The sequence below is a fragment of the Actinomadura sp. CNU-125 genome (genome assembly GCF_001942465.1).
Classification (GTDB): domain Bacteria; phylum Actinomycetota; class Actinomycetes; order Streptosporangiales; family Streptosporangiaceae; genus Spirillospora.
On sequence record NZ_MKJY01000386.1, the window covers coordinates 1 to 3,791 of the forward strand.

2 protein-coding genes are annotated in these 3,791 nt (G+C 73.8%); both read left to right on the forward strand.

The annotated features are described in order from the left end of the window. Window positions 1–369: 369 nt before the first annotated feature. Window positions 370–1,647, forward strand: coding sequence for a cytochrome ubiquinol oxidase subunit I (locus BJF79_RS34305; RefSeq protein ID WP_075903690.1), 1,278 nt, complete (start codon window positions 370–372; stop codon window positions 1,645–1,647). 18 nt (window positions 1,648–1,665) lie between these two features. Further along, window positions 1,666–3,791: cytochrome d ubiquinol oxidase subunit II (locus BJF79_RS51910; RefSeq protein WP_143220613.1), on the forward strand; the 2,126-nt coding region annotated here is incomplete at its 3' end.

The window sequence follows — 3,791 nt, forward strand, 5'->3', positions numbered from 1 at the left end:
CCGGATCGGCCTCCCGCGCCGCGCGATGCAGCTCGGCGCGACCAGGTGAACGCGGCGAGCTGGATCAGGCTCCGCCGCGTCGCGCGCAGCAGCTCCCTGAACAGGTGCGCCGTGCGCCCGTCGCCTCGCATGCCCGCCTCCGGATGTCGCGTTCCGTGCCGAGCGTGCGGGCGCCCGCTCTCCGGCCGGTCGAGGCCCGGTCGAGCGCCCGGTCGAGCGGGCCGCCAACCGGACGCGAGCCGCGACGGGCGTCATGGAGGGGAAACCGCACGGGACGGCCGGATCGGGCCGCTCGATAGACGAGTAGTCTGCCTACATGTAGGCTGACACAGTGCCCGGTCCCGGGCATCGGCGAGAGGGAGGCCCGAGGTGGTAGTGGAGCTGGCCCGGTTGCAGTTCGCGGTCACCGCGGGCCTGCATTTCCTGTTCGTCATCCTCACCCTGGGGCTCGGGCCGATCGTCGCCGTCATGGAGACGCGGTACGCGCTGACGAAGAAGCCCGTCTTCGAGCAGATGACGCGTTTCTGGGGACAGATCTACGTGATCAACTACGCGATGGGGATCATCGTCGGCCTCGCGCTGGAATTCCAGTTCGGGCTGAACTGGAGCGGCCTGTCGCATTTCGCCGGGGACGTCTTCGGCGCACCGCTCGCGATGGAGACGCTCGTCGCGTTCTTCATCGAGTCGACCTTCCTCGGCATCTGGATCTTCGGCTGGGGGCACCTGCCCCGGCTGGTGCACGTCGCGCTGTTCTGGATCGTGGTGCTGGCGGCCTACGCCTCGGTCTTCTGGATCATGGTCGCCAACGGCTTCCTGCAGAACCCGGCGGGCGGCGAGCGGGTCGGCGACCACATGGTCCTGAGCGACATCGGCGCGCTGGTGACGAACGAGTCGGCGATCTCCGCGATCCGGCACATCGTCGCGGTGGTGCTGCTGGCCGGCGGCTTCTTCGTGGCCGGCGTCAGCGCCTGGCACTTCCGCCGCAAGACCGAGCACCACCTGCTGTTCCGCAGCTCGATGCGGATCGGCCTGCTGGTCGCCGCGGTCGCCGGATTCTTCGTCGTCAGCACCGGCTACTCCCAGCTCGACGTCGTCGAGCAGACCCAGCCGCTGAAGTTCGCCACCGTCTGGACGACCGGCGACACCGACCTCGCGCAGCTGCAGGAACAAGCCGTCGCCGAGTTCGGGCCCGGCGACTACACCCCGCCCGACTGGATCGCCACCGCCTTCCAGGTGATGACCTGGGTCGGCGGACTGTTCGAGTACCTGTTCTGGCTGCCGCTGCTGTTCCTGATCAAGAACTGGATCGAGCGGCGCCGCTGGCTGCTGTGGTTCTTCACCTGGTTCATCCCCGTCCCGTTCATCGCGGCGACCGCCGGCTGGCTCGTCCGCGAGGCGGGACGGCAGCCCTGGCTCGTCTACGGCGAGCTGCGGGTCGAGGACGCGATCTCCCCGGTGTCCACCGCGGCCGTGCTCACGTCGTTCGTCGCGTTCACGCTCGTGTTCGCCGTCCTCGCCGTGATCGACTACCTGCTGATCGCGCGGGTCGCCCGCGCCGGACCGGACGCCGCGGTGCTGGGCGCCGCGGCGGCCGCCGCGCCCGAGCCGGGCGACACCACCGACGACGACCTGCCCCTGCGGCTCTAGCCGGCGAGAGGACCTGCGATGGAACTGCTGTGGCTTCTGATCGTCGCCGTGCTCTTCGGCGGCTGGTTCGCCCTCGACGGATTCGTCGTCGGCGCCGGGCTCGTCCTGCCCTTCCTGCGCGGCCGCGACACCGAGCGCCGCGCCGTGCTCACCGCCGTCGGGCCGTTCCTGCTCGCCAACGAGGTGTGGCTCGTCGCGACCGCCGGGGTGCTGGTGGGCGCGTTCCCCGTGCTGGAGGGGGCCGTCCTGTCCGGCCTCTACCCGGTCGTGACCGCGCTGCTGGTCTCCTGGGCGGTGCGCGACGCGGGCTTCTGGTTCCGGAGCCGCCGCGAGTCCGAACGCTGGCGGCGCGGCTGGGAGGGCGCGATCTTCGCCGGCAGCGCCGGGCTCGCGGTGACCATCGGCCTCACCGTCGGCAACCTCGCCGGCGGCGTGCCGGGCGGCCCGGCCGGGATCGGCGTGCTCGACCCGGTCGCGCTGCTCTGCGCGGTGTGGACGACCGGCCTGTTCGCCATGCACGGCGCGCTCTTCCTCAGCCTCCGGCTGCCCCTCGCGCAGAGCCCGGCGCCCGCCGCCCTCGCCGGACGGCTCGTCGTCCCGGCCGCCGTCACCGGCGCGGTGACCGGCCTCGCCGTCGTCCTGCTGGGCGACCTGGACCGGGCCTGGGCCGCGGCGATCCCGGCCGCCGCCGGTCGGGGCGATCCTGCTCGCCGGGCGGATGCTCGCCGCGTCCCGTCCCGGACGGGCGTTCGGCTGCACGGTCGTGGCCGCGCTGTCGCCCGTCCTCGCCGTCGGCGCCGGGCTCGCCCCGAGCGTCGGCGACGCCGCCGCCGCGCACGAGACCCTCGACCGGCTCGCGCTGATGGCCGTGCCGGTGCTTCCGTTCCTCCTGCTCGCCCAGGCGTGGCTGTGGTGGATCTTCCGGCGGCGGGTCGGCCGCGACAGCACGGTGTTCTTCTGATGAGAGTCGAAGAGCGCAGGCTGCTCGCGCACCTGCCGGGAGCGCGCCGCCACCTCGCGTGGACGGTGCTGACCGCGACCGCCGTCGCGGTGCTGATCATCGCGCAGGCCGAGCTGCTCTCGGGCGTCCTCGCGACCGGGACCGGCCTGCCCGCGCTCTGGCTGTTCGTCGCCGTCCTCGCCGTCCGCGCCCTGCTCGGACGGCTCCACCAGGCCGCGGCCCAGCGTGCGGCGGAGCGGCTCAAGGCACGACTGCGCGCCCGCGTGCTGGAACGCACGCAGGAACTCGGCCCCGGCTGGCTCTCCGGCAGACGCGCCGGAGAGCTGACGACCGCGCTCGGCCGCGGGCTCGACGCCCTCGACCCGTACCTCACCGGATACCTCCCGCAGCTCTGCACCGCCGCCGCCGTCCCCGCCGCCCTCTGCGTGTGGCTCGCCGCCGCCGACCCGGCCAGCGCCCTGATCGTCGCGGTCACGATCCCGCTGATCCCGATCTTCGGGGTGCTCATCGGGCTGCGGACCCGGGCGGCGGCCGAGCGCCGCTGGCGGCAGCTCGCCCGGCTCGGCGGGCACTTCCTGGACGTGGTGAACGGCCTCCCGACGCTCCGCGTGTTCGGCCGCGCGACCGCGCAGGCCCGCGTCGTCCGCGAGGCGGCCGACGCGCACCGGTCGGTGACGTTGCGGGTGCTGCGCGTGGCCTTCCTGTCGGCGTTCGTCCTCGAACTCGTCGCGACCTTCTCGGTCGCCCTCGTCGCGGTCCCGATCGGCCTCCGGCTGCGGTCCGGCGACCTCCCGCTGGAAACCGGCCTGCTCGTCCTCCTCCTGGTGCCCGAGGTGTACGTCGCGCTCCGCGCGGTGGGCACGCGGTTCCACGAGGCCGTCGAGGGCCTGGCCGTCGCCCGGCAGCTCTTCGAGGTACTGGACGCGCCGGAGCCGCCCCCGCCCGCCCGTCCGCTCGCCGCCCCGCCGGGCCCCGTCGCGATCCGCCTCGACGACCTGCGGGTGCGGTACCCGGACCGCGGCGCGCCCGCGCTCGACGGCCTCTCCCTGACCGTCGAACCGGGCGAACGCGTCGCGCTCGTCGGCCCCAGCGGAGCGGGCAAGAGCACCGTGCTGCGGTCCTGCTGGGGCTGGTGCCCCCCACGGCCGGACGCGCGCTGGTCTCCGGGCAGGACCTCACCCGG